Genomic DNA, 17887 nt, shown 5'->3' on the forward strand with positions numbered 1-17887 from the left:
CCAGTGGCGAGGGGGCCTCCGAAGAACCGAAGATCAGACGACCGCGAGCGGCAGCGCCGTCGGGTGGACCGGGGCCGGGAGGTCGGACGCGCCCGTCAGGAACGCGTCGACCGCGTTGGCCACCGAACGGCCCTCGGCGATCGCCCACACCACCAGGGACGCGCCGCGGTGGGCGTCGCCGCAGACGAACACCCCCGGGGTCTCCGTCTGCCAGTCCGCGCCGCACGACAGCGTGCCCCGGCGGGTCAGGGACAGGCCCAGGCCCTCCAGGAGCGGCATCTCCTCGACGCCCTCGAAGCCGATCGCCAGCAGGACCAGGTCGGCCGGCAGCGTCTCGATCTCGTCGTTGACCGGGATGACCTCGCGGCGGCCCGTCGTCGGGTCCTTCCGGACGCGGACCTGCTGCAGCTCGACCGCGGTCACGCGACCCTCGTCGTCGCCCACGAACCGCTTGACCGCGACCGCGAACTTCCGCTCGCCCGCCTCCTCGTGCGCCGGGTAGGTGCGGAGGATGTACGGCCAGGTCGGCCACGGCGACCGCTCGTCGTCCCGGGTGGACGGTGGCGTCGGGTACTGGTCCAGCTGGGTCACCGACAGCGCGCCCTGGCGGGTCGCCGTGCCGTAGGAGTCGGCGCCGGTGTCGCCGCCGCCGATGATCACCACGTGCTTGCCGTGCGCGTCGATCGACGGCGGGCCGTCGCCCTCGACGAACTTGTTGGCCGGCACCAGGTGCTCCATCGCCAGGTGGACGCCGGCCAGCTCGCGGCCCGGGGTGACCTTGTCGTCGCGGCCGCGCAGCGCGCCGACCGCGAGCACGACCGCGTCGTACTGCGCGCGCAGGTCGTCCACCGAGAGGTCGACGCCGACCTCGCAGCCGGTGACGAACTTGGTGCCTTCCTTGCGCAGCTGCGCGAGGCGCCGGTCGAGGACCTTCTTCTCCATCTTGAACTCGGGGATGCCGTAGCGCAGCAGGCCGCCGAGGCGGTCGTCGCGCTCGAACACCGTGACCTCGTGGCCGGCGCGGGTCAGCTGCTGGGCGGCGGCGAGCCCGGCCGGGCCGGAGCCGACGACCGCGACGCGCTGCCCGGACGACACCTCCGCCACCTGCGCCTGGACGTAACCCGCTTCCCAGGACTGGTCGGCGATCGTCTGCTCGACGCGCTTGATCGCCACCGGCCCGCCCGAGTCCGGCGAGATGGACAGGACGCAGCCCGCCTCGCACGGCGCCGGGCACAGCTTCCCGGTGAACTCGGGGAAGTTGTTGGTGGCGTGCAGCCGGTCGCTCGCCGCCGCCCAGTCGCCGCGGCGAACCAGGTCGTTCCACTCGGGGATCAGGTTGCCCAGCGGACAGCCCGAACCGCCGGAGTGGCAGAACGGGATGCCGCAGTCCATGCACCGCGACGCCTGCTTGCGCACCTTTTCGTTGCGCTCGCCCGGGTCGACGTCCGCATAGACTTCGCCCCACGAGTGGAGACGGTCCTCTTTGGACTTCTTCTTGGGCTCTTCGCGGTCGTACTTCAGGAAACCGGTCGGGTCAGCCACGAGCGGCCTCCATGATCGCCTCGTCGACGTCGCGGCCGGCGGCCTTCGCCGCCTTCGCCGCGTCCAGGACCCGCTGGTAGTCGCGCGGCATCACCTTGGTGAACGCCACGGAGCGGCGCGGCCAGTCGCCGAGCAGCGAGGCCGCCACCGCGGAGCGGGTGAGATCGTAGTGCTGTTGCACGGTCTTCTTGAGCCAGACCAGGTCGTCCGCGGTCGGCTTGAGCAGGTCCACCATGTCCTGGTTGACCTTCTTGCGGTCGACGTCGAGCACGAACGCCATGCCGCCGGACATGCCGGCCGCCAGGTTGCGCCCGGTCGGGCCGAGCACGACGGCGCGGCCGCCGGTCATGTACTCGAAGGCGTGGTCGCCGACGCCCTCGGCGACGACGGTGGCGCCGGAGTTGCGGACGCAGAAGCGTTCGCCGACCTGGCCGCGCAGGAAGATCTCGCCGCCGGTCGCGCCGTAGGCGATCGTGTTGCCCGCGATCGTCTGCGCCTCGGCGGCGAAGGACGCTTCCGGGTCGGGCCGGACGACGATCCGGCCGCCGGACAGGCCCTTGCCGACGTAGTCGTTCGCGTCGCCGACCATGTCGAGGGTGATGCCGCGCGGCAGGAACGCGCCGAGCGACTGGCCCGCCGACCCGGTGAGCAGCACGTGGATCGTGCCCTCGGGCAGGCCGTCCCCGCCGTAGCGGCGGGTGATCTCCGACCCGAGCAGCGTGCCGACGGTCCGGTTCACGTTGCGCACCGGCAGTTCGAGCCGCACCGGGTGCGCGTCTTCCAGAGCCGCCTCGGCGAGCTGGATGAGCGTGCGGTCCAGGGCGTGCTCGAGGCCGTGGTCCTGGCCGCGGGTACGCCGCTTCGCGCCGCCGTACGGGGTCTCCGAGGGCACCTCGAAGATCGGCGCCAAGTCCAAACCGGACGCCTTCCAGTGGTCGACGGCCTCGTCGGTGTTCAGCAGCTCGGCGTGCCCGATCGCTTCGTCGAGCGTGCGGAAGCCCAGCGACGCCAAGGTCTCGCGGACCTCTTCGGCGACGAACTTGAAGAAGTTGACGACGTGCTCGACCTGGCCGGTGTAGCGCTTGCGCAGCTCGGGGCTCTGCGTGGCGACGCCGACCGGGCAGGTGTCGAGGTGGCAGACGCGCATCATGATGCAGCCCGCGACGACGAGGGGGGCCGTCGCGAAGCCGTACTCCTCGGCGCCGAGCAGCGCCGCGATGACGACGTCGCGCCCGGTCTTCATGGCGCCGTCCACCTGCACGGTGATCCGGTCGCGCAAGCCGTTGAGCAGCAACGTCTGCTGGGTCTCGGCGAGGCCGATCTCCCACGGCGTGCCCGCGTGCTTGAGCGAGTTCATCGGGGACGCGCCGGTGCCGCCGTCGTGGCCCGAGATGAGCACGACGTCCGCGTGCGCCTTGGACACGCCTGCCGCGACCGTGCCGACGCCGAGCGAGGACACCAGCTTCACGTGGATGCGGGCGTGCTCGTTGGCGTTCTTGAGGTCGTGGATCAGCTGCGCCAGGTCCTCGATGGAATAGATGTCGTGGTGCGGCGGCGGGGAGATGAGGCCGACGCCCGGCGTGGAGTGCCGGGTCCGCGCGATCCACGGGTACACCTTGTTCGGCGGCAGCTGGCCGCCCTCGCCGGGCTTCGCGCCCTGCGCCATCTTGATCTGGATGTCGTCGGCGTTGACGAGGTACTCGCTCGTGACGCCGAACCGTCCACTCGCGACCTGCTTGATCGCACTGCGGCGCTCCGGGTCGTAAAGCCGTTCCGGGTCTTCGCCGCCCTCGCCGGTGTTGGACCGGCCGCCGAGCCGGTTCATCGCGATCGCCAGGGTTTCGTGCGCCTCGGCCGAAATCGAGCCGTACGACATCGCGCCCGTGTTGAAGCGCTTGAAGATCGCTTCGGCGGGCTCGACCTCGTCGAGCGGGATCGGCTCGCGGATGCCGCTCCGGAAGGAGAACAAGCCGCGCAGCGTGCCGCCCTCGCGGTAGAGGCGGTGCACCTCCTCGGTGTACTTGCGGTACACCTCTTCGCGGCCGGTCTTGGACGCGTGCTGCAGCAGGAACACCGTCTCCGGCGTGAACAGGTGCAGCTCGCCCTCGCGGCGGTAGGCGTACTCGCCGCCGGTGTCGAGTCCACGGTGGACGCGCTCGGTCGGGTTGTCCGGGTACGCGCGGCGGTGCCGGACGGCGACCTCTTCGGCGAGCACCGCGAGACCGACGCCGCCGAGCTTCGACGACGTCCCGGTGAAGTACTCGTCGAGCAGGTCCTGCGCCAGGCCGAGGGATTCGAAGACCTGGGCGGCGGTGTACGCGCCGACCGTCGAGATGCCCATCTTGGACATGATCTTCAGGACACCCTTGACCAGCGCCTGCACGTAGTTGCGGATCGCCTTGGCGGCCTCGATGCCAGTGACCGCGCCCTGGCCGATCATGTCTTCGATGGTCTCGAAGGCCAGGTACGGGTTCACGGCGGCGGCGCCGTAGCCGAGCAGCAGCGCGATGTGGTGCACCTCGCGCGCGTCGCCGGATTCGACGACCAGCGCGACGCGCAGGCGTTCCTTGGTGCGGACCAGGTGGTGGTGCACCGCGGAGACCAGCAGCAGCGACGGGATCGGCGCCATCCGGTGGTCGGAGTCGCGGTCGGACAGCACCAGCGTGCGCGCGCCGGCCGCGATCGCCTCGGACGCCTCGCGGCGGACCCGCTCGATCGCGCCGGCCAGCGCCTCGGCCCCGCCGTCCACTTCGTACAGTCCGGAAAGGACGCTGCACGCGAAGCCGGGGAGGTCGCCGTCGTCGTTGATGTGGATGAGCTTGGCGAGCTCGTCGTTGTCGATCACCGGGTACGGCAGCTTGAGGTGCCGGCAGGACGCCGGGCCGGGGGCCAGGAGGTTGCGCTCCGGGCCCATGATCCGCGCCATGCAGGTGACGAGCTCTTCGCGGATCGCGTCGAGCGGCGGGTTGGTCACCTGCGCGAAGTTCTGCTTGAAGTAGTCGTAGAGGAGCCGGGATCGCTTCGACAGCACCGCGGGCGGGGTGTCCGACCCCATCGAGCCGATCGGCTCGGCCCCCTTTTCGGCCATCGGCGCGAGCAGGATCTTGAGCTCTTCTTCCGTGTAACCGAAGGAAAGCTGGCGGCGCAGCACCGAGTCGTGGCTCTGCACCACGTGGTCGCGGTCGGGCAGCTCGGCGATCTTCAGCAGGCCGGCGTGCAGCCAGCCTTCGTACGGGAGCTTCCCGGCGAGCGCGGACTTGACCTCTTCGTCGTCCACGATCCGGCCGGCTTCGGTGTCCACGAGGAACATCCGGCCGGGCTTGAGCCGGCCCTTGGCGACGACGTCCTTCGGGGCGACGTCGAGGACGCCGGCCTCGCTGGCGAGCACGACGCGGTCGTCGGCCGTGCGCCACCAGCGCGCGGGACGCAGGCCGTTGCGGTCCAGCACCGCACCGACCAGGGTGCCGTCGGTGAAGGTGACGCACGCCGGGCCGTCCCACGGCTCCATCAGGCTCGCGTGGAACTGGTAGAAGGCACGGCGTTCCGGCTTCATCGTGGCGTGGTTCTCCCACGCCTCCGGGATCATCATCAGCACCGCGTGCGGCAGCGAGCGGCCGCCCAGGTGCAGCAGCTCGAGGACCTCGTCGAAGGACGCCGAGTCGGACGCGTCCGGCGAGCAGATCGGGAACAGCCGGGACAGGTCGCCCTCGAGGACTTCGGACTCCAGCAGCGCCTCGCGGGCCCGCATGCGGTTGCGGTTGCCGCGGATCGTGTTGATCTCGCCGTTGTGGGCCACGAACCGGAAGGGGTGGGCCAGCGGCCACGACGGGAAGGTGTTGGTGGAGAAGCGGGAGTGCACCAGCGCGATGGCGCTTTCCAGCCGCTCGTCCCGCAGGTCGGCGAAGAACGCGGGCAGCTGCTCTGGCGTCACCATGCCCTTGTAGACGATCGTCCGCGAGGACAGCGACGGGAAGTACGTGCCACAGCCGGAGTTCGCGCTTTCGTGCTCGACGCGCTTGCGCAGGCAGAACGCCAGGCGGTCGAGCTCGAGGCCCGCTTTTCCTTCCGCGGCCACGAAAAGCATCGCGAAGTGCGGCATGACCGAGCGGGCGGTCGGGCCGATGTCCGCGCGGTCGGCGTCGACGGGTACCTCGCGCCAGCCGAGGACTTCCAGTCCTTCTTCGACGGCGATGCGCCCGGCCAGCTCGACGGCCTTGCGGCGCTGCTCGGCGTCTTCGGGCAGGAACGCGATGCCGGCGGCGTAGGAGTGGTGGCCGTGGGAGTCGGGTTCGGGAAGCACGAAGCCGGCTTCGGCGCGCAGCAGCTTGTCGGGCAGCTGCACCAGGATGCCGGCGCCGTCGCCGCTGGTGGGTTCGGCGCCGGCGGCACCGCGGTGGTCGAGGTTGGTCAGCGCGGCCAGGCCGTCGGTGACGATTCCGTGGGAGCGGCGCCCGCGGATGTCGGCCACCATGGCCACACCGCAGGAGTCCTGTTCGGTCTCCGGGTCGTAGAGACCCTGCTTGCCGGGAATGGCGGAGAAGATCATGAAGGGACCTCCTTCGTCGTCTTGTCGTGCGGGGCCGGGCTACCGGCCGGGAGCGCACGGGACGACGATGGCCCGCTTGTTAGCGCGACTTTAACACCTGGGAAACATGCCAGCAGCACTTCAGAGCGCGCCGAACGGCGTCGGACGGTAACGATCTGGCTGCGCGGAACGACGTAGTTCCTGATGGGTTCCCGGTAGTTCGTTCTGCTAAGTATACGGCCCGGAAACTCCCGTCAAGCCTAACGTGACGGGCCTGACGCGGCACCTCGGGATTGTGTCCCCGCTCACTAGAACGTGTTACATTTCGCCGCATGATCCTCGATCGGTTCAAGCTCACCGGCCAGGTCGCGGTGATCACCGGCGCGGGGCGAGGGATCGGTGCGGCCACGGCCGTGGCCCTCGCCGAAGCGGGCGCCGACGTGGTCATCGCCTCCCGCACTTCCGCTCAGCTCGACGAGGTGGCCTCGCGCGTTTCGGCTCTCGGCCGCCGTGCGCACACCGTGCCGGTGGACCTGTCCTCCCCGGAGGCCGCGGCGGCGCTGGCGTCGACGGCGGTGGCGGAGTTCGGCCGCCTCGACCTGGTGGTCAACAACGTCGGCGGCACGTACCCGCGGCCCCTGCTGGAGACGACCGCGGACTTCATGGAGGAAGCGTTCCGCTTCAACGTGGCGACGGCCCACGCGCTGACGGTGGCGGCGGCCCCCTCCCTGGTGGAGTCGGGCGGCTCGATCGTCAACATTTCGTCGGTGATGGGCCGGCTGTCCGGCCGCGGCTTCGCGGCGTACGGAACGGCGAAGGCGGCCCTGGCCCACTACACGCGGCTGGCGGCGGCGGACCTGGCGCCGAAGGTGCGGGTGAACGCGATCTCGGTGGGCTCGGTGGCGACGTCGGCGCTGGAGATCGTCGTCGGCAACCCGGAGCTGAAGGAGAAGATGGAGTCCGCGACGCCGTTGCACCGCATCGGCGAGGCGGAGGACATCGCGGCCACGGTGGTGTTCCTGGCGTCACGCGCCGGCGGGTACCTCACCGGCAAGATCCTCGAGGTCGACGGCGGGTTGCAGAAGCCCAACCTGGAGCTGGGCCTGCCCGACCTCTGACGCTCAGCTCTCGTCGGTCTTCTTCGGCTCTTCCGCCGGGACCTCTTCGGCGGACTTCTCCGCCGGAGCCTCGGCCGCCACCTTCGCGTGCTCGGGCTCCTCGTCCTTCGGGGCAGTGTCCTCGACCGGCTTGTCGTCGACCGGCGTCTCGTCCGGGCCGGGCGCGTCCTTGCTCCGCAGCGTCTCCGGCAGCTCCCGCGGCCCGCGCTTGCCGGCGAGCACGAAGTACACCACCGCCGCGACGAACAGCAGGATCGACGTCCACACGTTGACCCGCAGGCCGAGGATGTGGTTCGCCGTGTCGGTCCGCATCATCTCGATCCAGCCGCGGCCCACCGTGTACCCGGCGACGTACAGCGCGAACACCCGCCCGTGGCCGAGCTTGAACCTGCGGTCCGCCCAGACCACCAGCAGCGCGACCAGCAGGTTCCAGATCAGCTCGTACAGGAACGTCGGGTGGACCGGGCTCTCCGGCAGCGGGATGTGCCCCGTCGCGACGCCGTTCAGCAGGTTGTTCGGGTCGTCCGGGTTGAAGCGCTGGTAGACCTCCAGGCCCCACGGCAGGTCCGTGTGCGCGCCGTAGAGCTCCTGGTTGAAGTAGTTGCCGATGCGGCCGATGGCCTGCGCGACGACGATGCCCGGGGCGATCGCGTCCGCCATCGCCGGCAGCGGGACGCCCTTGCGGCGGCACGCGATGAGCGCGCCCACCGCGCCGAGGGCGATGGCACCCCAGATGCCGAGGCCGCCGTCCCAGATCGCGAACGCGTTCCAGGGGTTCTTGCCCTCGGTGAAGTACAGCTCGGGGTCGGTGATGACGTGGTACAACCGGCCGCCGACCAGGCCGAACGGCACGGCGTACACGGCCATGTCGATGACCGTGCCCTTGGTGCCGCCGCGGGCGGCCCAGCGCCGCTCACCCCACCAGATCGCCACGATGATGCCGGCGATGATGCACAGGGCGTACGCACGGACCGGGATCGGCCCCAGGTGCCAGACGCCCTGGTCGGGGCTCGGGATCGTCGCGAGGTAGGCGCTCATCACGCGGCCACCGTAGCGCTAAGGCGTAGGAGCCTCCAAGGCGGCCAGGTACCCCGCCACCAGCGCGTGCGCCACCTGGACCACGGCCTGGTCGCGCGGGAGGAACCGTTCGTCGTGCAGGCTGGGGACGCCCGCGGTGTCACCGAGGCCGACGAACAGCATCAGGCCCCGCGTCGCCCCGCCGCAGTAGTGGGCGAAGTCGTCCGCGCCGAACGAACGGAACTGGTCGTCCACGGCGAAACCCGCGTGGCTCAGCCAGCGCCGCGCGCCCGCTGCCAGCTCCGGGTCGTTGGCCAGCACGGGTTCGCACGGGTTGATCTCCAGCTCGGCGGTGCAGCCGTGCGCCTTCGCCGTGCCGTGCACGATCTCCGCGAGCGCCGCCAGCGCGCGCTCGCGGTCCTTCTCCCGCATCAGGCGCAGCGAGCCGAACGCGCTCGCGCTGTTCGGGACGACGTTGGCCGCCGCGCCGCCCTGGATCCGGCCGATCGAGCAGACCGCGCCGAACACCGGGTCGATCCGGCGCGACGCGAGCTGCTGCAGGCTCACGACCAGCTGCGACACCGCCAGGATCGGGTCGCGCAGCAGCTGCGGGTAGCCGGCGTGGCCGCCCTGGCCGTGCATGGTCACCTCGAACTCGTCGGTCGAGGCGTTCACCGGGCCGGGCACTGCCGCGACGACGCCGTGCGCGATCCGCGGCTGGACGTGCGCGCCGATCACCGCGTCCACCCCGGCCTCGGCCAGCACCCCGGACTCGACGACGTCGAGCGCGCCGGGCGGCGACGTCTCCTCGCGCGGCTGCAACAGCGCGAGGATCGGCCGCGGGACGCCGACGCGCACCGCCGCGCGGCCGACCGCGACCAGCGCGGCGAGGTGGACGTCGTGGCCGCACGCGTGCATCAGGCCGTTCTCCGACGCCCACGGCACGCCGGTGCCCTCCAGCACCGGCAGGGCGTCGAGCTCGGCGCGCAGCGCGACGGCCGGGCCCTCCCCGCCGGGCAGCGGGATCGCGCGGCCGGTCTTGGCGACGCGGGTGCCCTCGCCCGCGTCGAGGGCTTCGGCGACCAGCCGGGCGGTGTCGTCCTCGTCGCCGGAGCCGCGCGGGTCGGCGTGCACCGCGTGCCTCAGCTCGATCGCGGCCGGCAGCTCCTCCTCGATCGCCCCGGTCCACCTCTCCCACAGGTCGTTCACGCGTGCTCCCAGCGGTAGATCCTCTTCGCGTTCTCGTGTCCCACCAAAGCACACAGCCGGACGGCGTCCACTTCGGACATCGCACCGGCGGCGAGCCCGGCGCGCAGGAAGTCCGAGAGTCCCCGGCGGAACAGGGCCGTGCCCAGGTGGTACAGCTCGGCCAGGCCGAAGGCGTCGGTGGAGAAGAGGACCTTCCCGAACGGCGCGATCTCCAGCAGCTCGGCCAGGATCGCCGGCGCGCGGAAGCCCGCGTTGTGGGTGGCGAGGCCGACGTCGACGAAGACGTGCTCGAAGACCTGCGCGAGGTAGGCGGCGTTGCGGTGGAACGGGTAGTTGTGCAGCAGCAGGATCGGCACGCCGCGGTCGCGCGTGGCCCGCAGCAGCCCGGTCAGCCGCAGCGGGTCGCACCGGTGCAGGTCGACGTCGGCGTCCCCGTACCCGACGTGGAACTGCACCGGCAGGCCGAGGTCGAGGCCGGTGAACACGAGGAACCGGTGCAGGACCTCGTCGGCGAGCCGGGGGTTCCCGCCGCGCAGCCAGCGTCCCGCCGCGGCTTCGACCTCCGACGGCGTCGGCCGCTCCCCCGCCAGTTCGAGGCCGACGCGGTAGGCCGCGATCGACTTGAACCCGACGGCGGTCTCGGCGCGTTTCCCCAGCTCGGCGGCGAAGTTCGCGGCGAACCCCTTGGCCGTGCTCCCGCGGATCACGGCTTCGGCGACCTGTTCCAGCCGGACGATGTCGTGCGCGCGGGCGCCGGCCAGGTCCGCGAACTCCCCGGTCGTGGTCAGCGCGTCCGGCAGGAACCCGCCATCCAGCAGGAAGTCCGTGGTGCCGGTGGCCCGCAGGAACCGCCGCGCCACCTCGGCCGCGCCCAGCTCGGCGCGGCGTTCGAGGTAGGCATCGGCCGGGGCGTGCTTCGGCAGGCCGAGCACGGGCGCGCAGCGTTCGCGCACCGCCAGCCCGATCAGCGAGTCGAACAGGCTCGTCCCGAGCGGCGACGTCGTGTCCGCCTCGGTCAGCATCGCCTCGAAGTCCGCGCGAGCCACGTCCTGCGTCACGACGCCGTGGCAGTGGTGGTCCACCAGCGGCAGATCCGCGACGAACGGGAGCAGGTCGGTCATGCGCCTCCGTCCACGGTGCCGAGCCTCTCCCCCACCCTACGAGCGAAGCCGGGCGCGGACAGCACCAAGATCACCGCCAGCACCAGCACCCCGCCGGCCACCACGGGGAACCACCGCGCCGGGCCCTCGGTCGGGTACGGCACGACGTTGACGTACACGGTGTACCCGAGCACGGCGAGCGCGCCGACCGGGAACACGAGGTGCCACCCCGGCACGCGCATGCGGCGCTTCACGAACAGCAGCAGGATCGCGCCGGCCGTCGTGAGCAGGTAGATCACCAGCAGGATCAACGTCCCGATCGAGCCGGACCACGCGAAGGTGTCCGACGCCGTGGCGCCGAAGAACAGCGCGCACACCAGGATGATCAGCGCCGCCGCGCCGGTGACCACGCCGACCGCGGCGACCGGCGTGCCCCGGCCGGACGTCCGGCCGATGCCGCGCCCGCCGTAGGCGTCACGCCCGAGGGCGAACAGCAGCCGCGAGCCGCCGACGACGCAGGCCAGGCAGCAGCCGAACGCGCTGATCGCCGCGCCGACGCTGATCACGTCGCCGACCCACGCGCCCGCGTACCGGCTGCCGAGGTCGCCGAGCAGGGACGGGGAGTCGTGGAACGCCGTCGCGTCCGTGCCGAACGCCATCATCTCGACCGCCGTCACGACGACGAAGTAGATCCCGCCGAAGATCGCCGTGCCGAGGATCGCGCGCGGGATGTTGCGCTTCGGGTCGTGGGTCTCCTCGCCGAGCGTCGCGGCGGCTTCGAACCCGGCGAAGGAGAGGAAGCCGAACACCGCACCGAGGAACACGCCGGACACGCCGGTGTCCGGGACGAAGACGTCCAGGGTGAAGCGCGCGCCGCTCGGCGCGTTCCCGGCGAGCAGCCGGACCAGGATCACCACCGTGACCAGCAGGATCACCGCGATGGTCGCGCCTTCGACGGCGAGCAGCGTGCTCGTGCCGCGGCGGGCGGGCACCACGGACAGCAGCCAGGCACCGATCAGCGCGACGGCCGTCAGCACGAACGGGCCCCACGACGGCGGGTCGGGCCAGATCCCGACCTGGGTCAGGAACGCGGTGCCGAGCGTGCCCGCGGCCGAGCTCGTGACGACGGCGTAGAACGTGTACGTGCCGAGGAGGCCGATGCCGGAGACGACGCCGGCACGCGGGCCGAGCGTCGCGCCGACGAACGCGTACACCGAACCGGCGTGCTGGTAGTAGCGGCAGAGCTTGACGAAGCCGTACGCGACCAGCAGGACGCCGACCGCGGAGAGCAGGAAGGCGAGCGGGACGGCGCGGCCGGCGGCGGCCGCGGTCTGCTGGGGGTTGATGTTGGCGGCCATGCTGGGGGCCATCAACGCCACGGACAGGCCGACGGCCTGCCAGACGGAGAGGGAGCGGCGCAGCCCTGGACGGGTTTCGACGGTGTCTGACACGATCTCCACCTCTTTTCTCAAGGTACTCAGTGAACATCGACGGGAGCAGGATGAGCCAGCTCGATCGGGCAGAACTCGCACAACAGGGCGCTTTGCGGGCCGACGGCCTGCGCGCGGCCGGGGTCGAGCTCGTCGCGCTGACCTTCGTGGACAACAGCGGCATCGCGCGGGTCAAGGCCGTCCCGGTCGACCGGCTGTGGTCGGCGGCGGCGTGGGGCGTCGGCGCGTCGAACTCGTTCGACTTCTTCCTGGCCACCGACGACATCACCGACGGCACGTATTCGCGCGGCCCGGTCGGCGACCTGCGGCTGCACCCGGACCTCGACGCGCTCGTGCCGCTGGCCGCGCAGCCGGGCTGGGCGTGGGCGCCGGTCCGGAAGTACGACCAGGAGGGCGAGCCGCACCCGCAGGACGCGCGGGCGCTGGCCGCCACCGCGACGGCGCGGCTCGCGTCGCTGGGCTACAACGTGCGGACGGCGTTCGAGATCGAGTGGGTGATCACGGCGGAGGACGCGCCGGACGACCCGCGCTCGGCGACGGCGGGCCCGGCCTACGGCTTCGCGCGGCTGTCCGCGCAGGCGGGCTACCTGCGCGCGCTGGTGTCCACTTTGTCCGCTCAGGGCGTGGTGGTGGAGCAGATCCACCCGGAGTACGCGGCCGGGCAGTTCGAGCTGTCGGTGGCGCCGGACGACCCGGTGCGCGCGGCGGACATCGCGGTGCTGACCCGCGAGACGATCCGGACGGTGAGTGCCCAGCACGGGCTGCGGGCGTCGTTCACCCCGAAGTTCTCGCCGGACGGCGTGGGCAACGGCGGCCACGTCCACCTGAGCCTCTGGGACGGCGACCGCAACCTGTGCGCCGGCGGCGACGGCCGGTTCGGCCTGACGCCGACGGCGGAGGCGTTCGGCGCCGGGATCTTTGCGCGGCTGCCGGCGCTGCTGGCGATCGGCGCGCCGTCGGTGGTCAGCTACCTGCGGCTGGAGCCGCACCACTGGGCCGGGGTGTTTTCGGTGTGGGGCCTGGAAAACCGCGAGGCACCGCTGCGGCTGGTGCAGGGCCCGGCCGGCCGGCGCGACCGGGCGGCCAACTTCGAGGTCAAGTGCTTCGACCTGACCGCGAACCCGTACCTGGTGGTGGCGGCGCTGCTGTTCGCGGGCCTGGCCGGGGTTTCCGCGTCGGCTTCCTTGCCGGAGCCGGTGGACGTCGACCCCGGGACACTGCCGTCGGCCGTCCGCCTGCCGACGTCCTTGGCGGACGCGGTGACGGCGTTCGAAGCGGACTCGGAGTTGACTTCGGCGTTCGGCGACGAGTTCGCGACGACGTTGATGGACGTGCGCCGCGGCGAGATCGCGCGGCTCGGTTCCCTGCCGGCTGCCGAGCTTTGCACGCTGATGCGTTACCTACATTGAGGCCGCGACTTCGTCGCGCAGTTGCGGGAGCTTGGCGTAGAGGCGGTCGCCGGGGCATTCGGTGTTGTAGTAGTCGCGGTGGCCCTTGATCTCCTCGACGGGAATGCCGTACTGGCGGCAGATGTAGACGCAGAAGACCACGAGCGACGCCCACTGCGCTTCGGGCGGCTCGACGCTGGTGTAGGTGCCTTCGTTCTCGATGCCGATGGCGTTGGTGTTCTGGCCGGGGCAGTGCGCGCCCTGGATCATGGTGGTCCGGCCGCGCAGGGCGTCGAGGCTGCCATGCCGCCCTTCGAGCCGGTACCCGCCGCGGCTGACGGTGAAGTGCTGTCCGGTGTCGGACCAGCCGTTGTTGTCCATGTGGTCGTGCTGATCGTCGCGCGCGACCTGGAAGGCGTGGGCGAGGGAGTAGTCGGCGCTGTTCGGGCAGGCGATGTGGTGGATGAGGACGCGGTTCGCGGGGTGATCGAGGGTGGTGAGGGCGTCCGAGGGAGGCCGGGCACCCCACTCGGCACAGCTGTAGATCCGCGGTTCGGTGGCGGCTCGGGCGGCTCCGGGGAGCAGGAGTCCGGTCGCGCCCGCGGCGACGAGGCCGGCGGCGCCGCGGAGGAAGGTGCGCCGCGGGAGGTGTGCGAGGTCCATAGCCTGGACTCTCTCGCGGCGCTGTACAGCTTTCGTACAAACGTTCCTCAGAGGCGCAGGGTGGCCTCGAAGGGGCGGGTCAGGTGAAGCTCGCCGTTCTCGCTCCTCGCGACGGGCTCGTACTCGCCACTTTGGAGTTCGAACAGGGTCGCGGTGTTCTGTTCGCCGGGCTCCACCAGGAGGTAGAACGGGATCAGCGCCTCGGCGTAGATGGCTCGCTTGAGGATCCGGTCCTGCAGCTTCGTCGACGGCGACACGATCTCCGCCGCCACCAAGACATCGCTCGCCGCGTAGGCGACGGTGTCGATCCCGGGGCAGTTGAGGATGACCAGGTCGGGGACCAGCAGCCTCCGTGTGGCGAGGCGGATGCCGACACCGGGCAGCAACTCGGTGCCATCCGGTAATGCGGGCGCGCAGGCGAATTGGAGCTTCCCCAGCAACCTCTGGTGCGCCAGCCCCGGCCACGGACTGACGAGCAGCATGCCGTCGACCAGTTCGACTCGCTGCAGCAAGGTTTGTTCTTCGGGCAGGCCGAGAACCTCGTCGGCGGTCCAGCCGTCCGGTCGTGGCGGCACGAGAAACGCGTTGTGGATCATCACACGAGGAGTATGCGGACCGCTACCGACAGTTCTGGATCAGGTGAGGGCGTCACGCTGAGGTGACAGCCAGCTGGCCCGAGCCGCTGTACAGCTGGATCTTGAACTGGATGTGCTCCTGGTGCTCACGCAGCCGCTCGATCTGCGAAGCCACCCGCGCTTCGTGCTCACGCAGCACGTCGACCCGCTCCTCGCGCGTCGCCTCGCCTGAGCGCAGGAGTTCCACGAACCGCAGCATCTCCGCCACCGGCATGCCCGTGTAGCGCAGGCACCGCAGCAGCTGCAGGAACTCCACGTCCTGTTCAGTGAAGAAACGCCGCCCGCCGGCGGTGCGGCCGACGTGGTGGAGCAGGCCGATGCGCTCGTAGTACCTGAGCGTGTCGATCGTGAAACCGGTCTTTTCGGTCACCTGGGCCGGGGTGTAGGACGTCACGCACCCAGCGTGGCACCTGGAGCGCACTCCAGGTCAAGCGGTGGCGACCGCCCGGCGCACGCCCTCGGCCAGCTCGGCGGACAGCGCACGCACTCCCGCCGGGCCCTCGGCCGCGGCCGTGACCAGAGCCGACCCCACGATCACCGCGTCCGCGAACGACGCCACCTGGGCCGCCTGCTCGCCCGAACGCACGCCCAGCCCCACGCCGATCGGCAGGTCCGTGTGGGCCCGCGTGCGGCGGACCAGCTCCTCCGCACCCGCGCCCACCTGGTCGCGCGCGCCCGTCACGCCCATCACCGCCGTCGCGTAGATGAACCCCGACGACGCGGCCGCCGTGAGAGCGAGCCGCTCTTCCGACGACGAAGGCGCCACCAGGAACGTCCGGTCCAGCCCGTGGGCCTCGGACGCCGCCATCCACGCGCCGGCTTCGTCCGGGATCAGGTCCGGCGTGATCAGGCCGAGCCCGCCCGCCGAAGCGAGGTCACGCGCGAAGCAGTCCACGCCGTAGCGGTTCACCGGGTTCCAGTACGTCATCACGACCGCGCGACCACCGCGCGCGGTCACCGACTCGACCACCTCGAACAGGTGCTTGAGGCGGAACCCGTTGTCCAGCGCGGTCACCGACGCGGCCTGGATGGTCGGCCCGTCCATCACCGGGTCCGAATACGGGACGCCGACCTCGATGAGGTCCGCACCACCGTCGACGCACGCCGCGATCAGGTCCTTCGACCCCTCGACCGTCGGGAAGCCCGCCGGGAGGTAGCCGATCAGCGCGCCGTGGCCCTCCGCGCGCGTCGTCGCGAAGAGGTCGTCGATCCCGCTCACTCGTCCACCAGCCCGAACCACTTCGCCGCCGTGTCCATGTCCTTGTCGCCGCGGCCCGAGAGGTTGACGACGATCAGGCCGTCGGGACCCAGTTCGCGGCCGAGCACCAGCGCACCGGCCAGCGCGTGCGCCGACTCGATCGCCGGGATGATGCCCTCGGTGCGGGAGAGCAGCTTGAAGGCGTCCATCGCCTCGGCGTCGGTGACCGGGCGGTACTCGGCGCGGCCGGTGTCCTTCAGCCACGCGTGCTCCGGGCCGACGCCCGGGTAGTCGAGCCCGGCGGAGATCGAGTGCGACTCGACCGTCTGGCCGTCTTCGTCCTGCAGCAGGTACGTCATCGCGCCGTGCAGGTTGCCCGGCGTGCCCTTGGTGAGCGTCGCGCCGTGGCGGTTGCCCTCGATGCCCTCGCCGCCCGGCTCCAGGCCGACCAGCCGCACGGACGGGTCGTCGTAGAAGCCGGAGAAGATGCCGATCGCGTTCGACCCGCCGCCGACGCACGCCGCGACGACGTCGGGCAGGCGGCCGGCCTGCTCGAGGATCTGCTCGCGGGCCTCGGTGCCGATGACGTGGTGGAAGTTGCGGACCATCGTCGGGAACGGCGCCGGACCGGCCGCCGTGCCGAACAGGTAGTGCGTCGTGTCGGCGTTGGTGACCCAGTCGCGCAGCGCCTCGTTGATCGCGTCCTTCAGCGTCCGCGAACCGGTCTTGACCGGGATGACCTCGGCGCCGAGCAGCTTCATGCGGGCGACGTTCAGCGCCTGGCGCTCGGTGTCGACCTCGCCCATGTAGACGACGCAGTCGAGGTCGAGCAACGCGCACGCGGTGGCCGTCGCGACGCCGTGCTGGCCCGCACCGGTCTCGGCGATGACGCGCTTCTTGCCCATCCGCTTGGTGAGCAGCGCCTGGCCCAGCACGTTGTTGATCTTGTGCGAACCGGTGTGGTTCAGGTCTTCGCGCTTGAGGAAGACGCGCGCGCCACCGGCGTGCTCACCGAAGCGCTTGGCCTCGGTGAGCAGCGACGGCCGGCCCGCGTAATCGCGCAGCAGGCGGTTGAACTCGTTCAGGAACTCCGGGTCGTGCCGGGCCTTCTCGTACTCGGTGGCGACCTCGTCGACGACGCCGATCAGCGCCTCCGGCATGAATCGGCCGCCGTACGGGCCGTAGTAGCCCCGCTCGTCCGGGTCGTGCTTGTCGTGCTGTTCCGTCACCGCGAGGGCCTCGGGCAGGCGGGGTGCGAGCCGGCGGTGACCAGCTTGATCAGGGAGCCCTTCGGGTCGCCGGAGGCGACGAGCCCCTCGCCGACCAGCACCGCGTCGGCGCCGTGGCCGGCGTACGACATCAGGTCGCCCGGACCGCGGACACCCGACTCGGCGACCTTGTAGACGTCCATCGGCAGGCCGGGGGCCAGCCGCGAGAAGACGTCGCGGTCCACCTCGAGGGTGTGCAGGTTGCGCGCGTTGACGCCGATGACCTTGGCGCCCGCTTCGAGGGCCTTGTCGGCCTCCTCGGCGTTGTGGATCTCCACCAGCGCGGTCATCCCGAGCGATTCGACGCGGTCGAGCAGCGCGGCGAGCGCGTTCTGCTCCAGCGCGGCGACGATCAGCAGCACCATGTCGGCGCCGTGCAGGCGGGCCTCGTGCACCTGGTAGGGGCTGACGATGAAGTCCTTGCGCAGGATCGGGGTGTCGACCGCCGCGCGCACCGCGTCCAGGTCGGCCAGCGAACCGCCGAAGCGGCGCTGCTCGGTGAGCACGCTGATCACGCGCGCGCCGCCGTCTTCGTAGTCCTTCGCCAGCGCGGCGGGGTCGGGGATGTCGGCCAGCTCGCCCTTGGAGGGGCTGCGGCGCTTCACCTCGGCGATCACGCCGATGCCGGACTCGCGCAGCGCGGACATCACGTCGCGGGGCGCCGGGGCGGCCGCCGCGCGGATCTTCAGCTCGTCGAACGGCAGCACGGACTCGCGTGCCGCGAGGTCCTCGCGCACGCCGGCGACGATGTCTTCGAGCACGGTCACCGGGCG

14 protein-coding genes are annotated in these 17887 nt (G+C 71.3%); 2 read left to right on the plus strand and 12 right to left on the minus strand.

Features of this window, described 5'->3' with window-relative positions; genetic code table 11:
- Positions 1-33 precede the first annotated feature (33 nt).
- Both QSK39_RS42630 and gltB read right to left on the minus strand, forming a co-directional pair.
- The gene (locus tag QSK39_RS42630; RefSeq protein ID WP_285483477.1) at positions 34-1542 is read right to left on the minus strand and encodes a glutamate synthase subunit beta; all 1509 of its coding nucleotides are present in this window, start codon (positions 1540-1542) and stop codon (positions 34-36) included.
- Positions 1535-6088 (minus strand): glutamate synthase large subunit, encoded by a 4554-nt coding sequence (gltB, locus tag QSK39_RS42635; RefSeq protein ID WP_285483478.1) that lies wholly within the window; start codon positions 6086-6088, stop codon positions 1535-1537. Before gltB ends, QSK39_RS42630 begins: the two co-directional genes overlap by 8 nt.
- Positions 6089-6399: 311 nt before the next feature.
- Between gltB and QSK39_RS42640 the strand changes: the two genes are divergently transcribed.
- The gene (locus QSK39_RS42640; protein ID WP_285483479.1) at positions 6400-7185 is read left to right on the plus strand and encodes an SDR family oxidoreductase; all 786 of its coding nucleotides are present in this window, start codon (positions 6400-6402) and stop codon (positions 7183-7185) included.
- A 3-nt stretch (positions 7186-7188) separates the two neighbouring features.
- Here QSK39_RS42640 and lgt read toward each other — a convergent pair whose 3' ends face one another.
- From lgt to QSK39_RS42660, 4 genes are read right to left on the minus strand one after another with little or no spacing between them, the layout of a single operon-like run.
- Positions 7189-8223: a prolipoprotein diacylglyceryl transferase gene (lgt, locus tag QSK39_RS42645; RefSeq protein WP_285483480.1), complete on the minus strand. Its 1035-nt coding sequence runs from the start codon at positions 8221-8223 to the stop codon at positions 7189-7191.
- A gap of 18 nt (positions 8224-8241) precedes the next feature.
- Positions 8242-9411 (minus strand): M20 metallopeptidase family protein, encoded by a 1170-nt coding sequence (locus QSK39_RS42650; RefSeq protein ID WP_285483481.1) that lies wholly within the window; start codon positions 9409-9411, stop codon positions 8242-8244.
- On the minus strand, positions 9408-10532 hold the full coding sequence (locus QSK39_RS42655) for an amidohydrolase family protein (protein ID WP_285483482.1): 1125 nt from the start codon (positions 10530-10532) through the stop codon (positions 9408-9410). The genes QSK39_RS42650 and QSK39_RS42655 overlap by 4 nt, the downstream gene beginning before the upstream one ends.
- Entirely contained in the window at positions 10529-11962 is a 1434-nt protein-coding gene (locus tag QSK39_RS42660; RefSeq protein WP_285483483.1) for an APC family permease, read from the minus strand. The genes QSK39_RS42655 and QSK39_RS42660 overlap by 4 nt, the downstream gene beginning before the upstream one ends.
- 50 nt (positions 11963-12012) lie before the next feature.
- Here QSK39_RS42660 and QSK39_RS42665 point away from each other — a divergent pair, with 50 nt between their 5' ends.
- Entirely contained in the window at positions 12013-13371 is a 1359-nt protein-coding gene (locus QSK39_RS42665) for a type I glutamate--ammonia ligase (protein ID WP_285483484.1), read from the plus strand.
- Here the strand turns inward: QSK39_RS42665 and QSK39_RS42670 are convergent.
- The 6 genes from QSK39_RS42670 to trpC are packed head-to-tail and all read right to left on the minus strand — an operon-like array spanning position 13363 to position 17881.
- Positions 13363-14013, minus strand: a complete 651-nt coding sequence (locus tag QSK39_RS42670) for a peptidoglycan recognition protein family protein (protein ID WP_285483485.1) — start codon at positions 14011-14013, stop codon at positions 13363-13365. The genes QSK39_RS42665 and QSK39_RS42670 overlap by 9 nt on opposite strands.
- A gap of 47 nt (positions 14014-14060) precedes the next feature.
- A complete protein-coding gene (locus tag QSK39_RS42675; protein WP_285483642.1) occupies positions 14061-14609 on the minus strand; it encodes a Uma2 family endonuclease in 549 nt (182 codons plus the stop codon).
- Positions 14610-14661: 52 nt separating this feature from the next.
- The gene (locus QSK39_RS42680) at positions 14662-15042 is read right to left on the minus strand and encodes a MerR family transcriptional regulator (RefSeq protein ID WP_285483486.1); all 381 of its coding nucleotides are present in this window, start codon (positions 15040-15042) and stop codon (positions 14662-14664) included.
- 33 nt (positions 15043-15075) lie between these two features.
- Positions 15076-15867 (minus strand): tryptophan synthase subunit alpha, encoded by a 792-nt coding sequence (gene trpA / locus QSK39_RS42685; RefSeq protein ID WP_285483487.1) that lies wholly within the window; start codon positions 15865-15867, stop codon positions 15076-15078.
- Positions 15864-17075, minus strand: coding sequence for a tryptophan synthase subunit beta (gene trpB, locus QSK39_RS42690; protein WP_285483488.1), 1212 nt, complete (start codon positions 17073-17075; stop codon positions 15864-15866). Before trpB ends, trpA begins: the two co-directional genes overlap by 4 nt.
- Positions 17072-17881, minus strand: a complete 810-nt coding sequence (gene trpC, locus QSK39_RS42695) for an indole-3-glycerol phosphate synthase TrpC (RefSeq protein ID WP_285483489.1) — start codon at positions 17879-17881, stop codon at positions 17072-17074. Before trpC ends, trpB begins: the two co-directional genes overlap by 4 nt.
- Positions 17882-17887: the final 6 nt, after the last annotated feature.

Source organism: Amycolatopsis sp. NBRC 101858 (genome assembly GCF_030269325.1).
Classification (GTDB): Bacteria; Actinomycetota; Actinomycetes; order Mycobacteriales; family Pseudonocardiaceae; genus Amycolatopsis; species Amycolatopsis ponsaeliensis.